At 73.7% G+C, this 17,151-nt stretch carries 16 protein-coding genes and 1 pseudogene; 11 read left to right on the top strand and 6 right to left on the bottom strand.

Annotated elements, in window-relative coordinates; translation table 11 throughout:
* Positions 1 to 10 precede the first annotated feature (10 nt).
* From Q0444_RS11575 to Q0444_RS11560, 4 genes are read left to right on the top strand one after another with little or no spacing between them, the layout of a single operon-like run.
* Positions 11 to 1,087, top strand: a complete 1,077-nt coding sequence (locus Q0444_RS11575) for an MlaD family protein (RefSeq protein WP_291082543.1) — start codon at positions 11 to 13, stop codon at positions 1,085 to 1,087.
* The gene (locus Q0444_RS11570; RefSeq protein WP_299023292.1) at positions 1,084 to 2,298 is read left to right on the top strand and encodes an MlaD family protein; all 1,215 of its coding nucleotides are present in this window, start codon (positions 1,084 to 1,086) and stop codon (positions 2,296 to 2,298) included. The genes Q0444_RS11575 and Q0444_RS11570 overlap by 4 nt, the downstream gene beginning before the upstream one ends.
* A complete protein-coding gene (locus Q0444_RS11565) occupies positions 2,288 to 2,815 on the top strand; it encodes a hypothetical protein (RefSeq protein WP_291083235.1) in 528 nt (175 codons plus the stop codon). The genes Q0444_RS11570 and Q0444_RS11565 overlap by 11 nt, the downstream gene beginning before the upstream one ends.
* 42 nt (positions 2,816 to 2,857) lie before the next feature.
* Positions 2,858 to 3,712, top strand: a complete 855-nt coding sequence (locus Q0444_RS11560) for an oxygenase MpaB family protein (protein WP_291083237.1) — start codon at positions 2,858 to 2,860, stop codon at positions 3,710 to 3,712.
* A gap of 16 nt (positions 3,713 to 3,728) precedes the next feature.
* On the opposite strand, the gene Q0444_RS11555 is transcribed toward Q0444_RS11560, so the two are convergent.
* Complete coding sequence (locus Q0444_RS11555; protein WP_299023291.1) at positions 3,729 to 4,211, bottom strand: heme-binding protein; 483 nt, start codon at positions 4,209 to 4,211, stop codon at positions 3,729 to 3,731.
* Between the two features lie 139 nt (positions 4,212 to 4,350).
* Positions 4,351 to 5,052 carry a GntR family transcriptional regulator gene (locus tag Q0444_RS11550; protein WP_349679621.1) on the bottom strand — a complete coding sequence of 234 codons (702 nt, stop codon included), beginning with the start codon at positions 5,050 to 5,052 and terminating at the stop codon, positions 4,351 to 4,353.
* Positions 5,053 to 5,182: 130 nt separating this feature from the next.
* Here Q0444_RS11550 and Q0444_RS11545 point away from each other — a divergent pair, with 130 nt between their 5' ends.
* The 7 genes from Q0444_RS11545 (at position 5,183) to Q0444_RS11515 (ending at position 15,457) form a co-directional block, all read left to right on the top strand.
* Entirely contained in the window at positions 5,183 to 6,154 is a 972-nt protein-coding gene (locus Q0444_RS11545; RefSeq protein ID WP_299023290.1) for a triacylglycerol lipase, read from the top strand.
* Between the two features lie 289 nt (positions 6,155 to 6,443).
* Positions 6,444 to 7,244, top strand: a complete 801-nt coding sequence (locus Q0444_RS11540; protein WP_291083245.1) for a crotonase/enoyl-CoA hydratase family protein — start codon at positions 6,444 to 6,446, stop codon at positions 7,242 to 7,244.
* A gap of 59 nt (positions 7,245 to 7,303) precedes the next feature.
* Positions 7,304 to 9,886, top strand: a complete 2,583-nt coding sequence (locus Q0444_RS11535) for a carboxylate--amine ligase/circularly permuted type 2 ATP-grasp protein (protein WP_299023289.1) — start codon at positions 7,304 to 7,306, stop codon at positions 9,884 to 9,886.
* Positions 9,887 to 9,951: 65 nt separating this feature from the next.
* Positions 9,952 to 11,379: a circularly permuted type 2 ATP-grasp protein gene (locus tag Q0444_RS11530; protein WP_291083252.1), complete on the top strand. Its 1,428-nt coding sequence runs from the start codon at positions 9,952 to 9,954 to the stop codon at positions 11,377 to 11,379.
* A 67-nt stretch (positions 11,380 to 11,446) separates the two neighbouring features.
* Complete coding sequence (locus Q0444_RS11525) at positions 11,447 to 13,198, top strand: prolyl oligopeptidase family serine peptidase (RefSeq protein WP_291083292.1); 1,752 nt, start codon at positions 11,447 to 11,449, stop codon at positions 13,196 to 13,198.
* Positions 13,182 to 14,372, top strand: a complete 1,191-nt coding sequence (locus Q0444_RS11520) for an amidohydrolase (RefSeq protein ID WP_291083255.1) — start codon at positions 13,182 to 13,184, stop codon at positions 14,370 to 14,372. The genes Q0444_RS11525 and Q0444_RS11520 overlap by 17 nt, the downstream gene beginning before the upstream one ends.
* 80 nt (positions 14,373 to 14,452) lie before the next feature.
* Complete coding sequence (locus tag Q0444_RS11515; protein WP_291083258.1) at positions 14,453 to 15,457, top strand: iron-containing redox enzyme family protein; 1,005 nt, start codon at positions 14,453 to 14,455, stop codon at positions 15,455 to 15,457.
* A 15-nt stretch (positions 15,458 to 15,472) separates the two neighbouring features.
* Here Q0444_RS11515 and Q0444_RS11510 read toward each other — a convergent pair whose 3' ends face one another.
* The 4 genes and pseudogenes from Q0444_RS11510 to Q0444_RS11495 all read right to left on the bottom strand — a co-directional run.
* Positions 15,473 to 15,682, bottom strand: coding sequence for a CDGSH iron-sulfur domain-containing protein (locus tag Q0444_RS11510; protein WP_299023288.1), 210 nt, complete (start codon positions 15,680 to 15,682; stop codon positions 15,473 to 15,475).
* Entirely contained in the window at positions 15,666 to 16,331 is a 666-nt protein-coding gene (locus tag Q0444_RS11505; protein WP_299023287.1) for a HemK2/MTQ2 family protein methyltransferase, read from the bottom strand. Before Q0444_RS11505 ends, Q0444_RS11510 begins: the two co-directional genes overlap by 17 nt.
* Positions 16,332 to 16,407: 76 nt before the next feature.
* On the bottom strand, positions 16,408 to 16,959 hold the full coding sequence (locus Q0444_RS11500; protein WP_299023286.1) for a hypothetical protein: 552 nt from the start codon (positions 16,957 to 16,959) through the stop codon (positions 16,408 to 16,410).
* Positions 16,960 to 16,984: 25 nt separating this feature from the next.
* A pseudogene (locus tag Q0444_RS11495) lies at positions 16,985 to 17,151 on the bottom strand (inositol-3-phosphate synthase); the annotation flags it as partial.

The raw sequence follows: 17,151 nt of genomic DNA, 5'->3' as shown, positions 1-17,151 counted from the left end.
GACGCCGCTGATGATCCGCGGACTCGTGACCGTGCTCGGGGTGGTCCTGCTCGGGGTGGCGGCGCTGGTCGCCCTGAACACCCCGCAGCTCGCGCTCCAGTCGGTGCCTCTCGGGATGGACACCGGCGAGGGGTCGGCGGACGTGGAGCTGCGCTTCGAGCGTGCGGATCGGCTCGCCCCCGGCGCGGAGGTCCGGTACGGCGAGCGGCTGGTGGGCCGGGTCCGCGCGGTGGACACCGACGGCACCGACGCCGTGATCGGTGTCCGGCTCGAGGGCGGCTCCGGCGTGCCCGCCGGCGTGTTCGCCGAGATCAGGCTGCCCACCGCGCTGGGCAGCCCGTTCGTCGCGCTCACCCCGCCCGGCACGACCCCGCCCGGCGACCTGCTCCTCGAGGACACGCGGCTGGTCCCGCGGGAGCGCACGGGCGTCGGACCCGACCTCGAGTCCAGCCTCGCCTCGCTGGGGCTGCTGCTCAACGGCAGCGGGATCGCCCAGCTCGGCTCGGTGATGGAGGAGCTCACCGTGGCGCTGGACGGTCGCGGCGACGAGATCGGGCGGATCCGCGACCGCGGAGAGCGTGCCCTCGAGCTGTACGAGGCCAACCGGGACCACATCGACGCCGCGGTGCTCGCCCTCGACCGGGTGAACGCCGCGCTCGCCGCCCGCCGCGACCTCATCGACCGCGGCATGACGGTCTCCGCGGACCTCGTGTCCGAGGCGGCGCGCAACCGCGAGACCATCTCCGCGCTCATGGACACCACCACGGCGCTGACCATCCAGGTCGAGCGCTTCACCTCGGCCACGGACGGGCGGCTCACCCCGTCGCTGCGGACCCTCACCGTCCTCCTCGAGGACATGGAGGGCTTCGGCAACGAGGTCGCCCCCACCCTGGAGGCGCTGCGGGGGTTCGTCGACAGGTTCGACGAGGCCATCCGCGGGGACCACATGATGTTCGACGGCGCGCTCGACCTCCCCGGATCGCTCGATGCGCTGGGCACCGGCGGCGAGGCGCGGGCGGGCCGCCCGCTCCCGCCCGGCGCGACCGGCCCGCCGGACGCCCAGCCGCCCGTGGGAGGCGCGCCGTGAACCGCCACATCGTCGCGCAGGTGGTGCTCTTCGCCCTGATCTCCGTGGTCGCGATCGGCTACGGCATCGCCTACATCAGGGAGGACGCCGACGTCGCCCGGGGCTTCCGCGTGGTGGCGGGCGTCGAGGACGCCCGCGGCGTGGGCCCGGGGATCCGCGTGACCTACCGCGGCGTCGACGTGGGCGAGGTGCAGGAGGCGGTCCTCGACGGGGACGGCGGGGTCCGGCTGCACCTGCGGATCCTCGACGGCACCCTCATCCCCGTGGACGCCCACGCCCGGGTGGTGACCAGTACGGCGCTGGGGGACACCCGGCTCGACGTGCGGCCGCGCAGCGGGGCGGGGCCCTACCTGGCCGACGGCGGCGAGCTGCTGGTTCCCGAGGACGAGCAGCCCGCGGCGCTGGAGGATCTCATCGCCGAGATCGACACCTCGCTGCGGGCCGTGGACCCCGCGTCCCTGGCGTCCTTCGGGGACAGCGTGGCCACCGCGCTCGAGGGGAACGGGCCGCGCCTGGGCGCGATCCTCGAGGACACCGCGCGGCTCGCCGCCGTGCTGGGAGAGCGGGCCCCGACGTTCCGTGGCCTCGTGGGCGACGGCCTCGTGACGGTGCGCGCGCTCGCGGAGCGCGAGGATCCCGTCACCGGGTCGGCCCGGGTGGCCCGCGACGTCACCGGGCAACTGGCCCGCCGGGAGGACACCCTGGTGTACCTCCTCGACCGCTCGCCCGACGCCATGGTCCGCGCGCAGGAGCTGCTCGACGCCAACCGGGACGGCGCGGCCGGGTTGCTCGGCAACGCCCTCGTCGTCACACCCGTGTTCCGCGATCGGGGACCCGCCTGGGAGGCCGGGCTCACCCAGGGCGAGCGGGGGCTGCGCGCGCTGGCGGGGACGGTGCGTGACGGTCGCGCCGACTTCTCGCTGGTCGCCACCCAGGGACCGGTGTGCGTGTACCCGTTCGAGCCCCGCGACATGCTGGACCACTCCCCGCGCGAGCCGAACCTCCGGCTGTACTGCCCGCCGGGCGAGGACCTGGAGCAGCGCGGCTCGCGCGCGGCACCGCGGCCGAACGCCGAGGGACTGGCGAACGCCACCGAACCGGGGACGCGGGTCGGCCCGGACATGGCGCGGGACCCGCTCCTGGTCCCCACGGGCACGGAGATCGCCGCGTACTGGATGACCATGATGGAGGGACTGCGTAATGGCGGATGAGAAGACGGTGGCGGAGACGGCGGCCGCGGCGGAGGCGCCCCGGCGGGCGGGCGCCGGTCGCGTGGTGACCACCCTGGTCGTGGTGGCGCTGCTGGTGGCGTGCGGGTACCTCGGGTACCTCGTCTGGCAGGGCCGGCACCTGGACGAACTGCGGCGCAGCGCGACCGAGGACGCGTCCCGGCTGGTCGTGCAGCTCGCCACCTACGACCACCAGGACGTGGACGCCAACCTCGACGCCGTGGTGGCCGAGGCCACGCCCGGGTTCGCCGACCGGTACCGCGAGGTGTCGGAGGGGTTGCGGGAACTGCTCACCAGCGGGCAGGGCACCTCGACGGGGACCGTCTCCCACGCCGCCGCGCAGAGCGTCGACGACGACCGCGCGGTGGTCCTGGTGTTCCTGGACCAGGAGGTCACCAACGTCACCGTCCCGGACGGCCGGATGGACTCCAGCCGGATGGTGGTGACCCTCGTCCGCGGCGGCGACGGGTGGCTCCTGGACGCCGCCGAGCTCGCCTGACCCCCGACCATCGCACCCCCCGACGCACGAGGAGAACGACCAGTGATCACCGAACTGCACCGCAACCCCGCACCCGCCGTCGCCCGCCCGGTCCCGCCGGCGATCACCGACGCCGTCGACTCCCTCGGCGCCGCGAGCGGCGTGGCCAACGTCATCATGCAGCTCTCGTGGCCCGAGGTGGGATGGGGCGTCCGGGAGAGCCGCGTCGAGACCGGCAACGTGTACCGGCGCCCGCTCAAGCGGGCGCGGACGACCTTCCAGTACCTCGCCGTGGCGACCCTGGGGAGCGACGACGACAAGCGCGTCTACCGGGAGGAGGTCACCCGCATCCACCGCCTGGTGCACTCGACCCCGGAGAGTCGTGTGAGGTACAGCGCGCTCGACCCGAAGCTGCAGATGTGGGTGGCGGCGTGCCTGTACGTGGGGTTCGAGGACGTCTACGAGTGGTTGCACGGGCCGATGACCGACCCCGACCGCGAGGCGTTCTACCGGTCCGCGCCGTCCCTGGGCACCACGCTCCAGGTGCGACCTGAGCAGTGGCCGGCGACCCGCGCGGAGTTCGACGACTACTGGCGCGAGGGGGTGGCCCGGATCCGCTTCGACGAACCGGTCCGCCGGCACCTCGTGGGCCTGACCGAGCTCCGCATGCTGCCGCAGCCGGCCACGGCGGTGTTCGGCCGCGTCAACAAGTGGATCACCACGGGGTTCCTGCACCGCGAGTTCCGCGACGAGCTCGGGCTGCCGTGGACCCCGAGGGACCAGCGGCGGTTCGAGACCTTCCTCACCGCCACCGCCGGGCTCAACCGGCTGCTGCCGACCGCCTTGCGCACGATCACGTACCGGGTGCTGCTGCTCGACCTCAGGTGGCGACTGCGCAGCGGCCGTCCGCTGATGTGAGCGCGGTGCGGCCCGCTCAGTCGCCGTCGTCCCACACCACGTCCTGCACGACCTCGTTGCGCCGGAGGAACCAGGGGGTGATGGGCGGGTCGAACCGGGCGAACCTCGGAGGGCCCGTGGCGACCAACCCGGCACCGGCGATCCCGGCCTCGAGGTCGGCCAGGTGGCGCCGGTAGCCCGACTCGCTCCACCGTCCCGAGTACCGCACCGCGGCCGCGACACGACCGGGCACCTGCCTGAGGCGCACGCGCGGGTCGGAGGGCACCGGCGCGGTCGAGGCGGTGAGCGGGGCGGGCCGGACGAAGGCGCCGACGTGCTGGTCGTCGGCCGCGCGGGTCTGGACCACGGGCGCGGTCATGGCGATCGTCCCGCCGCCGCGCGGCTCCTGGACGACCGGTGCCGTCATCGCGACGGTCCCGGCCGACTCGTTGTGGCCGGTGATGTACCGGAAAGAGCGCCCGGAACGCCTGGTTGCCGGCGCTCTCGAAGGACCCGTCAACGGACACCTCCGCCACCGCGTGGGAGGGATAGCGCCGCAGCTCGAACCCCGGGTAGCGGCGGACCACCTCGTACGGCTGGTGCTCGGTCATGACCACGACGGTACGCGCGTGCCCGGCCGCCGGGAGGGGGCCACGTGCTCAGTCGCCGGCGGGGTCCTCCGGCCCGCGGGACTCGTCCCACACCCCGGCGCGCTCGAGATGCTCCACGAGCAGCCTGGCCCCGTTGGAGAACTCCGCGTCGATCACCGCGTGGGCGGTCTCGACGTCCCCGGTGCGCAGCGCGTCGAGCATCCGCCGGTTGTCCTGGAGCGCGGCGGAACGCCAGTCGTGGTCCTCCGCGTAGAGCCGGTACGGCATGTAGCGCGCCGCGTTGGACAGGAACCGGGACAGCTTGTCGGACCGGGACGCGCGATTGATGGACCGGTGGATGGCGTACTGGGCGCTCACCACCCCGTCCGCGTCGCCCATCGCGGCGGCCGACTCGAACTCCCCGACCAGCCGGGCGTGGTTGTCCAGGGCGTCGGCGTCGAAGAGGGTGATGGCGCGGTCGACGATCCTCTTGGACAGCTCCGCCTGCAGCCAGAAGATGTCCTCGACGTCCTGCCGGCTCATCGGCGAGACCAGGTACCCGCGCCGGGGCACCAGGTCCACCAGGCCCTCGCCGCGCAGCGTGAGCAGCGCCTCGCGGACGGGCGTGACGCTGACCCCCAGGGCGGCCGCGGTCTCGTCCAGGCGGATGAAGTCGCCGGGACGCACCTCGCCGCTCATGATCCGGGTCCGGACGTGGTCGGCCACCTCCTCGGAGAGCTGCGGACGCTGCGCGAGTCGTGTGGGGGCCACGTCCGCCACCTCGTTTCCCAAGAAGGAGCACCCGCGGAGGGTGCCGTCGACCGATAATCGAAATCAAATATATCCGCTCGGGCCGCCTCCGTCTGCCAGGGGGTGGGCGGCGCCGCAATAAGGAGTCCCCGTGAAGACCGCAGCGACCGCCCTCGCCCTGGCGATGGCCGCCCTCGTCGTCGTCCCCGCCCACGCCGGCGCGCAACCCCCGCCCACGGCCGGCGGACCGCACCCCGTCCCGGCGTCGTTCGTCGACGGACTCCGCGCGGAGGTCCAGAACCCGCTCGGGGAACACCCGGCCACCAACGACTGGGACTGCGAGCTCACCGAGGCACACCCGCGGCCGGTGATCCTCGTGCACGGCACGTTCCTCAACAGGCAGGACAACTGGGCGTATCTCGCCCCGTCGCTCGCCAACGAGGGGTACTGCGTGTACGCGCTGACCTACGCCGCACACCCGGATGCGCCGTGGCCGCTCAGCGCGCTCGGGGGCATGCGGACGATGGAGGAGGGTGCGGGGGAGTTGGCGCTGTTCGTGGACCGCGTGCGCGAGGCGACGGGCGCGGACACGGTCGACCTGGTGGGGCACTCGCAGGGCACGATCATGCCCGCGGTCTACGTCAACGAGCTGGGCGGGCACCGGTACGTCCGGAACTACGTGGGCCTGGGCTCGGTGTGGCGGGGGAGCACCGCGTTCTTCCTCTCGACCCTCTTCGACGCGTTCGGTCGGGTGGGCATCCGCGACGACGTGCAGGGCTTCATCCGGACCGTCGGGTGTGGGGCGTGCAACCAGGTGATCGCCGGCAGCGACTTCTTCCGTCACCTGTGGCGCGACGGCACCCCGTACCACCCGGACGTGCGGTACACGAACATCCTCACGCGGTACGACGAGATCGTGACCCCGTTCGACAGCGGGTACGTCGAGGGGCCGAACGCGCAGAACCACGTGGTGCAGGACTTCTGCGCGCAGGACTTCTCCGACCACGTCTCGATCGTCACCGACCCGGTGGCCCGCGACCTGACGCTCAACGCGCTCGATCCCCGGAACCCGCGGCCCGTGGGCTGCGAGTTCGTCCCGCCGATCACGCCGCTGCAGAGCTGAGGTCGGGGGGCGGGCCGGTCGGCGGGAAGGGCCGCCCCCCTGACCCGCAGCGCCTCCGGCTTGCGCTGCCTCCCTGACCCGCAGCGACTCCGGCTTGCGCTGCCTCCCTGACTTGCGCTGCAGGAACGGTCCATCCAGCCAGCGCGAGCCCGCAAATCGCGTGCATTCGGCCAGCACATGTCGGAGGGGCTCTGAGCGGGCAGGGTGACCGCGCAGGGTCGCGCTGGCGGATTGACCGGATCCGCGAGAGCCACTGCGCGGCGGGCGGTGTGCGGCGAGACTGGGACGCATGACCGACACCCCGAACCGCCCCGCCGTCCGCACCGAGCGCCGCGGGCACGTCCTGCTCGTGACCCTCGACCGCCCCGAGGCCCGCAACGCCGTCAACGGCGAGATGAGCACCCTGCTGGGGCGAGCGCTGCACGAGGCCGACACCGATCCCGAGATCCGCGTGGTGGTGCTCACCGGCGCCGGCGAGAAGGCGTTCTGCGCGGGCGCCGACCTCAAGGCCATCTCCCGCGGTGAGGACATCTTCCCGGCGGAGAACCGTGAGTGGGGCTTCGCGGGGATGATGCAGCATCACGTGTCGGTCCCGGTGATCGCCGCCGTCAACGGCACGGCCCTGGGCGGGGGCTGCGAGATCGCCCTGGCCTGCGACCTCGTGGTGGCCGCCGAGCACGCGATCTTCGGGCTGCCGGAGGTCCGGCGCGGACTCATCGCCGCCGCCGGGGGTGCGTTCCGCCTGCCGGCGCAGGTCCCGCACCGGGTCGCGATGGAGATGATCCTCACCGGTGAGCCGATCTCGGCGGCGCGCGCGCTGGACCTGCACCTGGTGAACCGGGTCGTGCCGGCCGCGGGGCTGATGGACGCCGCCGTCGAGTTGGCCTCGGTGATCGCCGCGAACGCACCGCTGGCCGTGCAGGGCAGCAAGCGGGTCGCGCTCGGCATCAGCGACGGGGAGCGACCGTCGGAGGTCGAGAGGTGGCGTGTCAGCGACACCGAGATGATCACCGTGATGACCTCCGAGGACGCGATGGAGGGGCCGACGGCGTTCGCGGAGAAGCGCGCGCCGGTGTGGAAGGCACGCTGAGACCAAACCCACACCCCCGACCCGATGTGGCCGCGGCCGCCCGGCCCTACATTTCCTTCATGGAAGCAGCGGGCAGGGCGATGGTCATCGAGGAAGACCTCCACGTGGTCGACACGGCGAGCCGCGAGCTGGCGCCGCGCGCGGCGGACCTGGTCTCACGCCTGGACGGCGACGCGGCGGTGGAGGAGATCCGCCACTGCGTGATCCGGGCGGCGACCGTCCCGGTCCGCTCGGCCGCCGAGCTGCGGTCGGCGGTGCGGGGTCATCGCGCCGGACTCAACCGGGCCGGTGCCGACCTCGGCCTGGCCGTGGTGGCCGCCGGCGCGGTCCCGCTCGTGCCACCGGGCTCGGCCCTGGTCGACGAGAGTCCGCGGACCCGGCGGCTCCTCGCCGACTACGAATACCTGGCCCGGGATCAGATCTACTGCGGGGTGCGCATCCGCGTGGAGACGCGTGACGGCGACGAGGCGGTCCGGGTGGCGGGCCGCGTCGCGCCGCACCTCCCCGTCTTCCTGGCGCTCCTGGCCAGCTCCCCGTACCTGCGGGACGGATCGGATTCGGGGCACGCGAGTTGCCGGTCCGTGGCGGCCTCGCAGTGGCCGACGACCGCCCCGGTGGCCGGGGTGGGCTCGGAGGCGGAGTTCGCGGAGTTGGTGGACGACCTCGTGGCCAGCGGAGTAGTCGTGGACGCGTCGATGGTGGGCTTCGGGATCCAACCCGGACCCGGGGGGCGCTCCGTCGAGCTGCTGGTGTGCGACGCCTGCCCCTCGGCCGACGCCACCGTCCTGGCGGCCGCGTTGCTCCGCGCGCTCGTCGCCAGGGAGGCCGCCGCGGTCGCCGGCGGCGCGGAGGAGCCGACGACGACGGAGACCAGGCTCCGGGCGGCCCTGTGGCGCGCCGCCCGGTCGGGCCTGGAGGGCGACCTCGTCGACCCCGGCACCTTCCTGCCCCGGCCCGCCGCCGAGGTCGTCTCCGAGCTGACGGAGTCCCTGGCCCACGAGCTGACCCGCTCCGGCGACCTGGATCTGGTGCGCACCCTGCTCGACAACGCCCTCTACAACGGGAGCAGCGCCTTCCGCCAGCGCCGCACGCTGCGCCGCCGCGGGCACTCGCACGACGTGGTGGGCCTGCTGGTGGCGGAGACCGCCGGTGTGAGCGGGCCCAGGTCACCCGTCCCCGAGGCGTACACGCGGCTGTTCGGTGTCTACGAGCCGATGGCCGGGCTCGACGCCGACCCGAGCTGGGACGAGGCGGTCGAGGAGGGCGGTGCGCCCCGCGGGGTGTACGCGCCGGTCACCGCGGCCCTGGACAGGATCGGCACCGTGCGGTTGCGGTCGCGTCAGGTGATGGCGGAACAGGAGGCCTCGGTGGCCGGGGTGGCGTTCCGGGTCACCGGGCAGACGCGGCCGCAGGCGTTCCCGATGGATTTCGTGCCCCGCATCCTCACGCCCGAGGTGTGGCGGTCGCTTGCGGCGGGCATCGAACAGCGCGCCCGCGCGTTGGACGCCTTCCTCGACGACATCTACGGGGAGCGGGACTTCGTGCGCGCGGGCCACCTCACGCCGGAGGCGTTGGACCGCGCTCCGGGCCACCGCAGCACGGGCCGCGTGCAGCCCCCGGGGCGGACCCGTGCGCACATCTGCGGGATCGACCTCGTGTGCGGGGACGACGGGCGGTGGTTCGTCCTGGAGGACAACGTCCGCGTGCCCTCGGGGATCGCCTTCTCGCACGCTCTGCGCCAGATGACCACCTCCCTGTTCGGGGACCTGACCGGCGGGTTCGACCTGCGCTCGCCGGAGGAGGCGTTCCCCATGATCCGGCGGACGCTCGAGGCGGCCGCACCTCCGGCGTCCGGGGACGACCCGCGCATCGCGGTGGTGTCCTCCGGGCCGACGGACTCGGCATGGTTCGAACACCGGCTGATCGCCCAGCGCATCGGCGCGCCACTGATCACCCCCGATCTCCTCACCTTCCGCGACGGGGTCCTGCACCACCGCGCCGGCCGGGACCTGCACCGGGTGGACGTGGTGTACGCCCGGATCGACGAGGACATGCTCCTGAGCTCCCCCGGGGTCGACGGCATCCCGCTCCGGGACGGACTGCTCGAGGCGATCGGCGCCGGACGCCTGACCGTGGCCAACGCGTTCGGCAACGGGGTGGCGGACGACAAGGCGATCTACGCCTGCGTGCCCACCATGATCGACTTCTATCTCGGTGAGACGCCGATCCTCGACCAGGTGCCCACCTACCTGTGCGCCGACCGCACCCAGCGGGACCTGGTGCTGGACCGTCTCGCCGAACTGGTGGTCAAGCCCATCGACGGGTACGGCGGCCTGGGGATCACCATCGGGCCGGAGTGTTCCGAGGCCGAGCTCGCCGCCCGGCGCGAGGACCTGCTCACCCGGCCGGAGGGGTTCATCGCCCAGGAGGTGGTCCCCCTGTCCACGCTGCCCACCTTCGACGGCACGCGGATGCAGCGGCGACACGTGGACCTGCGCGCGTTCGCCCACGTCCGGCGTGAGGGCGGCAGGACGACAGCGCACGCCGTCCCGGCCGGGCTGACCCGGGTCGCCCCGGCCGGGTCGATGATCGTCAACTCGTCGCGCGGGGGCGGAGGAAAGGACACGTGGATCCTGGGCTGAACCCGAGGCCGGCCACTGTCTCCGGCGCGGGTGCGGCCGGGCCGGGGTTGGCCTAGCGTGGGGAGATGACCGACGAGGTGAACGGCGCGGTGCACGACGAGGCGATCACCGAGGACGGCGAGCCCCGCCCGGAGTACGCGCACGTGCTGAAGGCGGTGTCGGACCTGGGTCCCGAGGCCCTCGGGGAGCGCAAGAACCGGGTGGACGACAGCCTGCGGTCCCTGGGCGTGACCCTGAACGTGTACGGCAGGGACAGCCCGCAGGTGTTCCCGCTGGACGCCGTCCCGCGCATCGTGCCGGCCGACCAGTGGGGGCGGATCACCGCCGGCATCGAACAGCGGGCCCGGGCGTTGGAGATGTTCCTGCGGGACATCTACGGGGCCGGTGAGATCCTCCGGGCGGGGGTGGTGCCTGAGGAGGCCCTCCGGCGGGCGCCGGGATTCCGCCCCACCGGGCGATCGGTGCCGGAGGGCGCGCTGCACGCCCCGGTGTGCGGGGTGGACCTGGTCTCGACCTCGCCGGGGGAGTGGATCGTGCTGGAGGACAACCTGCGGATGCCGGGGGGGATGGCGCTGGCGGTCGGTCTGCGTGACCGGATCGCCGAGGGCTACCCCGAGTTCGGCGCGCGGACCGGGGTGTACGACCCCCGCGACGCGCTGGACATGCTGGCCGACACCCTGCGCGCGGCCGCGCCGGAGGGGGTTGCCGACCCCGCGATCGCGGTGGTGATCGCCGAGGACGAGCGCGAGTCCTTCGACCTCAACCAGGTGACCTCCGCCCTCGGCGGGACGCTGGTCACGGCCGCCGACCTGCGGTGCGACGGGGGTCGGCTGTGGCGGGCCGACGGCTCCGGCGGCGAGCCCGTGGACGTGCTGTTCGTCCGGATGGACGAGGAGGCGCTCCTGTCCTCCGCCGGTGCGGACGGCACGGTCCTGCGCAGCGGGCTGCTGGACGCCATGGCGCAGGGCGGTGTCGCCGTGGTCAACGCGCCCGGGAACGGGGCGGCCGACGACAAGGCGATCTACGCCCTCGTGCCGGGGATCATCGAGTTCTACCTGGGCGAGAAGCCGCTCATCGGTCAGGTGGACACGCTGCTGTGCTCCGACCCCGCGCAACTCCAGCAGGTGATGGACAGGATCGGGGAGCTGGTGGTCAAGCCGATCGACGGCTACGGCGGCTCGGAGATCACCGTGGGACCGGAGTGCTCGCCGCGTGAGCTGGACGAGCGCCGCGAGGAACTGCGGCGCCACGGCGAGCGGTTCATCGCCCAGGAGGTCCAACCGCTGTCCACGCTGCCGACCTTCGACGGCGGCGATCTCCGGCGGCGGCACGTCGACATGCGGGCGTTCGTCCTGCTGCGGACCGGTGGCGCGGGGGAGATTCTCGCCTCGGCCCCGCCCGTCGCGCTGACGCGGGTGGCGCCGGCGGGCACGATGGTGGTCAACGCCTCGAGTGGAGGCGGTGGAAAGGACACCTGGATCCACCGTGCCTGACAGCGCCGCCGGGGGCCCCGACGGAATCCGCCACACCACCTCGCCCGACCTCTCCCCGGACGGGTCGATGCTGGCGTGCGTGGTCACCGAGCGCACGGGCTACCCGCGCGCCGTCCAGCGGCCGCTGGGGCCGGGGGGCCTGGACGGGGCCGGGCCGGAACGCGACGTGGTGCTCCCGGTCAACGGGCCCGTCCGCCGCGTGGCGTACTCGCCCAACGGCAGGTGGCTCGCCTGCGAGGTCGCCCCGGACGGCGGTGAGCGGGAGCGGATCTGGCTGGTGACCACCGACCCGGAGGACCACGAGGTCTACCCGGTGGACACCTTCAGCGACGCCACCGTGCAGTTTGTCTGCTGGGACGGCGACCTGCTGGCGGTGACCGCCTTCGACTCCGAGGGCCTGGCCGAGGGGCGGCTCGTGGACCCGGAGACGGGGGAGTCCACGGTGGTGGACCGCCGGATGGGCGGGGCGCTGGTCCACGCCCGGGACGGTGCCGCCCTGTTCCGGGTGGGTGCCCGCGGGCATCGTGAACTGCTGCGCATCGTGCCCGACGGCAGGTGGTGGCCCCTGCTGCCCGTCGACACCGGGTCGACGACCGAGGCCGGGGTGATCCTCGACGCCGGGGGCGCCGGCCGGCCCATGCGGATGATCGTCCGGAGCGACCATTCGGCGGACCGGATGGGTCTGCTCGCGGTGGAGTCGGACGAGGACAGCACCGAGTCGTGGCCCGTGGCGTTCCGCGACGACGCCGACCTCGACTGGGTCGAGGTGAGCCTGGACGGCTCGACCGCGGTGCTGCTGTGGAACGTGCGCGGCGGGCTGTCCGAGATCGAGATCCTCGACCTCACCCCGGGCCGTCCCCGGCTGGTCCACATACCGCCGTTGCCGGAGGTCGTGGCGTCGGCACCCACGCTCACCGCCGACGGCAGGCTGCTCGCGCTCACCGTCCAGAGCCTCGACCAGCCACCCCGCGTGGTGATGTACGACGTGGAGAACCGCCGGTGGACGGGACGGCCGCCGGAACAGCCCGTGCCGGCCCCGCGGCTGGTGCGGTTCACCGCGCGCGACGGCCTGGAACTGAGCGGGTGGCTGTACCGGCCCGGCGACCCCGACGGCCCCGACGAGCCGGGTCCCACGGTCATCCACCTCCACGGCGGCCCGGAGGGCCAGTCCAGGCCCGGGTTCGACGACCTCGCCCGCCGTTGCCTGGACGTCGGCGTGACCTATTTCCTGCCCAACGTGCGCGGCTCGAGCGGGTTCGGGCGATTCTTCATCCATGCCGACGACCGCTACGGGCGCTTCGCCGGGATCGACGACGTCGAGGACGCCCTGCTGCACCTCGTGGACGCGGGCATCACCGACCCCGCCCGGGCCGTGGTCTCCGGCCGCTCCTACGGCGGCTATCTGGTCAACGCCACCCTGGTCCGCCACGCGGGCCGGTGGTGCGGGGGGATCGCGGCGTGCGGGATGAGCGACCTGCGGACCTTCTACCGCACCACGGAGCCCTGGATCGCCGCGGCCGCGTACCCCAAGTACGGCAACCCCCTGCAGGAGCGCGAGCTGCTCATGGAGGTCTCGCCGCTGCTGAATTTCGACCGGATCGACGTCCCCGTCCTCTACATCCACGGCGCCCACGACACCAACGTGCCGCTCACCGAGACCGGGCAGGCGGTCGACGCGCTCCGGGAGCGCGGGGTGCCGGTGGACGTGCTGTTGTTCGAGGACGAGGGTCACGACTTCGTGAAATTGGCCAACCGGCGACTGCTCGGCGATCGGGTGGTCCGGTTCTGTCAGGAGGTGTTCGATGGTCGGATCGGATGAGAGGACCCCCCGCGACCCGGCGGGGTTCGAGGACCGGCTCAAGGCGTGGAGGCGTCACCTCCACGCCCACCCGGAGTTGTCCTACGAGGAGCGGGAGACCACCGACTACGTCGAGGGCGAACTCTGGGCCATGGGGCTCGAGCCGACCCGCTTCCGGCTCGGCACGGGCCTGTGGTGCGACGTCCCGGCGGCCGCCGGCGCGGCCGCCACGGACGTGGTGGCCCTGCGCGCGGACATCGACGCCCTGGCCATGAGCGAGGACTCGGGCGAGCCCTTCGCCTCCCGCGTCGAGGGGGTCAGCCATTCCTGCGGCCACGACGGGCACACCGCGATGCTGCTGGGCGCCGCCGAACTGCTGGTGGCCGACCCGCCGCCCCGCCCGGTCAGGCTGATCTTCCAGCCGGCGGAGGAGACCATGCCCGGCGGGGCGAAGGAGTGCGTCGCCGAGGGCGTGGTGGAGGGGGTGGACCGCATCCTCGCGCTGCACTGCGACCCCCACCGCGTGGTCGGCGAGGTCGGCGTGACCGCCGGGCCGATCACCTCGTCCAACGCCAAGATCGGCATCACCGTCCGGTCGGACGGGGGGCACACCGCCCGTCCCCACGAGACCCAGGACACGGTGTTCGCGCTCGCCCAGATCATCACCGGGGTGACCGCCGCGGTGGACCGGAGGATCGATCCCCGCTCGGGCACCGTCCTGACCTGGGCGTCGGTGAGGGCCGGTGGCACCGCGCCCAACGTCATCCCCGACTCGGGGCAGCTGTGGGGCACCCTGCGCAGCGCCGACCGGGACGTGTGGGCCACCGTGGAGCCGCTCGTCCGCGAGGCGGCCGAGCGGGTGGGCGCCCTGTACGGGGTCCGCACCGAGGTGGAGTACGTACAGGGGGTGCCGCCGGTGGTGAACGACGACGAGTGCGCCGAGCTGGCCGCCCGTGCCGTGGCCTCCGTGCTCGGACCGGGCGGGGTGGGCCCCGCCGTGCAGTCGAGCGGCGGCGAGGACTTCGCCTGGTACACCGAGGAGATCCCGGGCGTCTACCTGCGGCTGGGGGTGTGGGACGGCGAGTCCGGCGAGACGGACCTGCACCACCCCGGCTTCGTGCTGGACGAGCGGGCGCTGCCCCACGGCGCCCACATCCTCGACGCGTTCGCCCGGACCGATCGGCCCACCGGGTGAGTGGGGTCGGCCCGGGGATGCGGGCGTCGTCGTCGTCGCGCCCGGTGGAGGTCCCGCGCCGACGCGGGTAGAACGAGGGCATGACTGCCACTCTTCCCCCGACCACCCCGGCCCCGACCGCCCCGCCGCTGCCCGTCGCGTGCGGGCCGCTGTCGGATGCGGTGGTCGCGGCGCTGGCGTCGGGGCGCACCGACGGGCTGCCCGGGGTGCCGCCGGACACCGACCCGCTGGGCCGCGACCTGCAGCTGGCGCTGTACACCCTCTACGAGCTGCACTACCGCGGCTTCGCCGGCGTCGACGCCGAGCTGGAGTGGGACCCCGACATCCTGCGGCTGCGGCGGGGCCTGGAGGGGGTGTTCCTCGGGTACCTGCGGCGCGCGGTGGAGCCGGGTGACGACCCCGTCGCGGAGATGGACGCGCTGTCCGTGGAGGCGACGTCCGGCACCGGCCCGTCCTGGTACTTCGCCGGGGAGGGCACCTGGGATCAGCTGCGCGAGTACTTCGCGCACCGGTCGCTGTACCACCTCAAGGAGGGCGATCCGCACGCGTTCACCATCCCGCGCCTGCAGGGCCAGGCCAAGGCGTCGTTCGTGGCCGTGGAGTTCGACGAGTTCGGCGGGGGCCGCGGCGAGCGCGTGCACCAGCGGCTGTGGGAAGACCTCATGGGCGCCGCCGGACTGGACGCGTCCTACCTGGGGTACATCGACGCGGTGAGCGCCGAGACGCTGTCCACGGTCAACCTCATGTCGCTGTTCGGGCTGCACCGCTCGCTGCGCGGCGCGGCGATCGGGCACTTCGCCGCCATCGAGATCACCTCGTCCCCGGGGTCCGCCCGCCTGGTCGCGGGCCTGCGCAGGCTGGGGGCCCCGGAGGAGTGCGTGCACTTCTACGCCGAGCACGTGGAGGCCGACGCGGTCCACGAGCAGGTCATGCGCCACGACGTGGTGGGCGACCTGCTGGGCCGGGAGCCGGACCTGGCGGCCGACGTCGTGTTCGGGATGCGCGCGCTCGACCACCTCGACGGGCTGGCGGCGGACGGGATGCTCGCGGCCTGGCGCCGCGGTGAGTCCTCCCTGCTCGGCTGACCCCCCCCGGGCGCGTCAGTCTCCGCGCCGCACCTTGCGCCGGTGGCTGGTGTCACACAGCGGGTAGTTCCGGCTGCGCCGGCACATGCACACCGCCACCATGAAGCGGTCGGAGCAGACCCGGGCACCGTCGGCGGTCACCACGTCCACCGGGCCCTCGATCAGCATTGGCCCGCCGGGCACGATCCGCACCACGCGGGCCTCGCGCTCACCTGCGGTCGACACGGATCACCACGAGTTCCTCGGTGCGCCGGCCGGGCTCGAGCAGGCCGGCGGCCTCGAGCCGGTCGGCGTACGCGTGCATGACGGGGCCGAACCCCACCACCCGGGCCGCCACCTGCCGGGACTCGAACCCGGCCTGCTCGAGCCGGCGGATGGTCTGCGGCGGGTCGGAGAACTCCGAGTGCACGATGAGCATGGAGCCGCCCGGGGCCACGAGATCGGGCGCCAGGTCGCACAGCTGGTCGAGCACCACCCGTCCGTCGGCCCCGGCGTCCCACGCCCGGTTCGGACCGGTCCCCCGCAGCGGAGCGTCGGACGGGACGTAGGGCGGGTTGGACACCACCACGTCGAAGGGGCCGGCGCGGCGGGCGTCGTCGAGGGTGCCCACGCGGGCGTCCACCCGGACCCCGGCGCGCCGGGCGTTGCGGCTCGCGCACGCCACCGCGAGGGGTGAGATGTCGTAGGCGATCACCTCGGCCGCTCCCATGAGGGCGGCCTCGATCGCGAGGATCCCGCTCCCTGTACAGATGTCGAGGACCCGCCTGCCCGCCACCGGGACGCCGTCGAGCGCCTCGCAGAGCAGCCACGAGTCGTCCTGCGGCGCGTACACGCCGTCGTCGACCTCGATGTGGCCGAACCGGGTCTGGGTCATGGGTCCTCCGGGTGGGGGGCGTCACGGATGCCGCCCAGTCAAGCCCCGGGCCCCGACCCCTGCAACCGCTCGGCCGCTACAACTGCCAGAAGAGCCCGCCCGGCACGTCGCCGCCGCCGGTGAGCCGGCAAGTGAGCAGGGTGCCGTCGGCGGCGGTGACGGCGGCGTCCTCCTGCATGCAGGGCTGGCCGAGCAGCGCCGGGCCGGTCCCGTCGGGGCCCGTCCCGGCGGGCTGGGGCAGCCACAGGGGGCCGGCCCCTCCCGGGTCCTCGAGGCAGAACAGCGGGGAGCCGTCCTGGCCCTGGGCCAGTTCGCCGATCATGTGGCAGGGCGCGCCCGTCGCCACCACGTTGGCCGGCAGCTGGGTCGACGGCGCCGCGGAGACGGTGCTGCTCGGGGTGGTGGCGACCGGGACGGGGGTGGTGCTCTCCGTGACCTCGGGGAGGGAGGTGGGGGTCGACGACGACGAGGTGGTCACCGCGGTCGTCGGCGTCGGGGTGGCGTCGGTCCCCCCGTCCGCCGAACATCCGGCGAGCGCCATCCCGGCCGCCACCGCGATCGCGATGACGGCCGGGACACGGCGACGCCCCGTGGTGGAGGACGGGTGGTGCGTCGCGGTGTGGTTCATGCGTTCCTGCTCCTGTCGCGGGTGCTCAGGCCCCGATGATGAAGGCCTCGAGCTCGGCGCGGGCCTTGTCGTCGGCCATCTGGACCGGCGGCGACTTCATGAGGTAAGCGGACGCCGGCAGGATCGGTCCGCCGATGCCGCGGTCCTTGGCGATCTTGGCGGCGCGGACGGCGTCGATGATGATGCCGGCCG

The organism is uncultured Dietzia sp., from assembly GCF_937873725.1.
In the GTDB taxonomy this organism is placed as follows: Bacteria; Actinomycetota; Actinomycetes; order Mycobacteriales; family Mycobacteriaceae; genus Dietzia.
The sequence above is the reverse complement of the archived record's forward strand: the minus strand, read 5'-3'. Positions and strand labels throughout refer to the sequence as shown.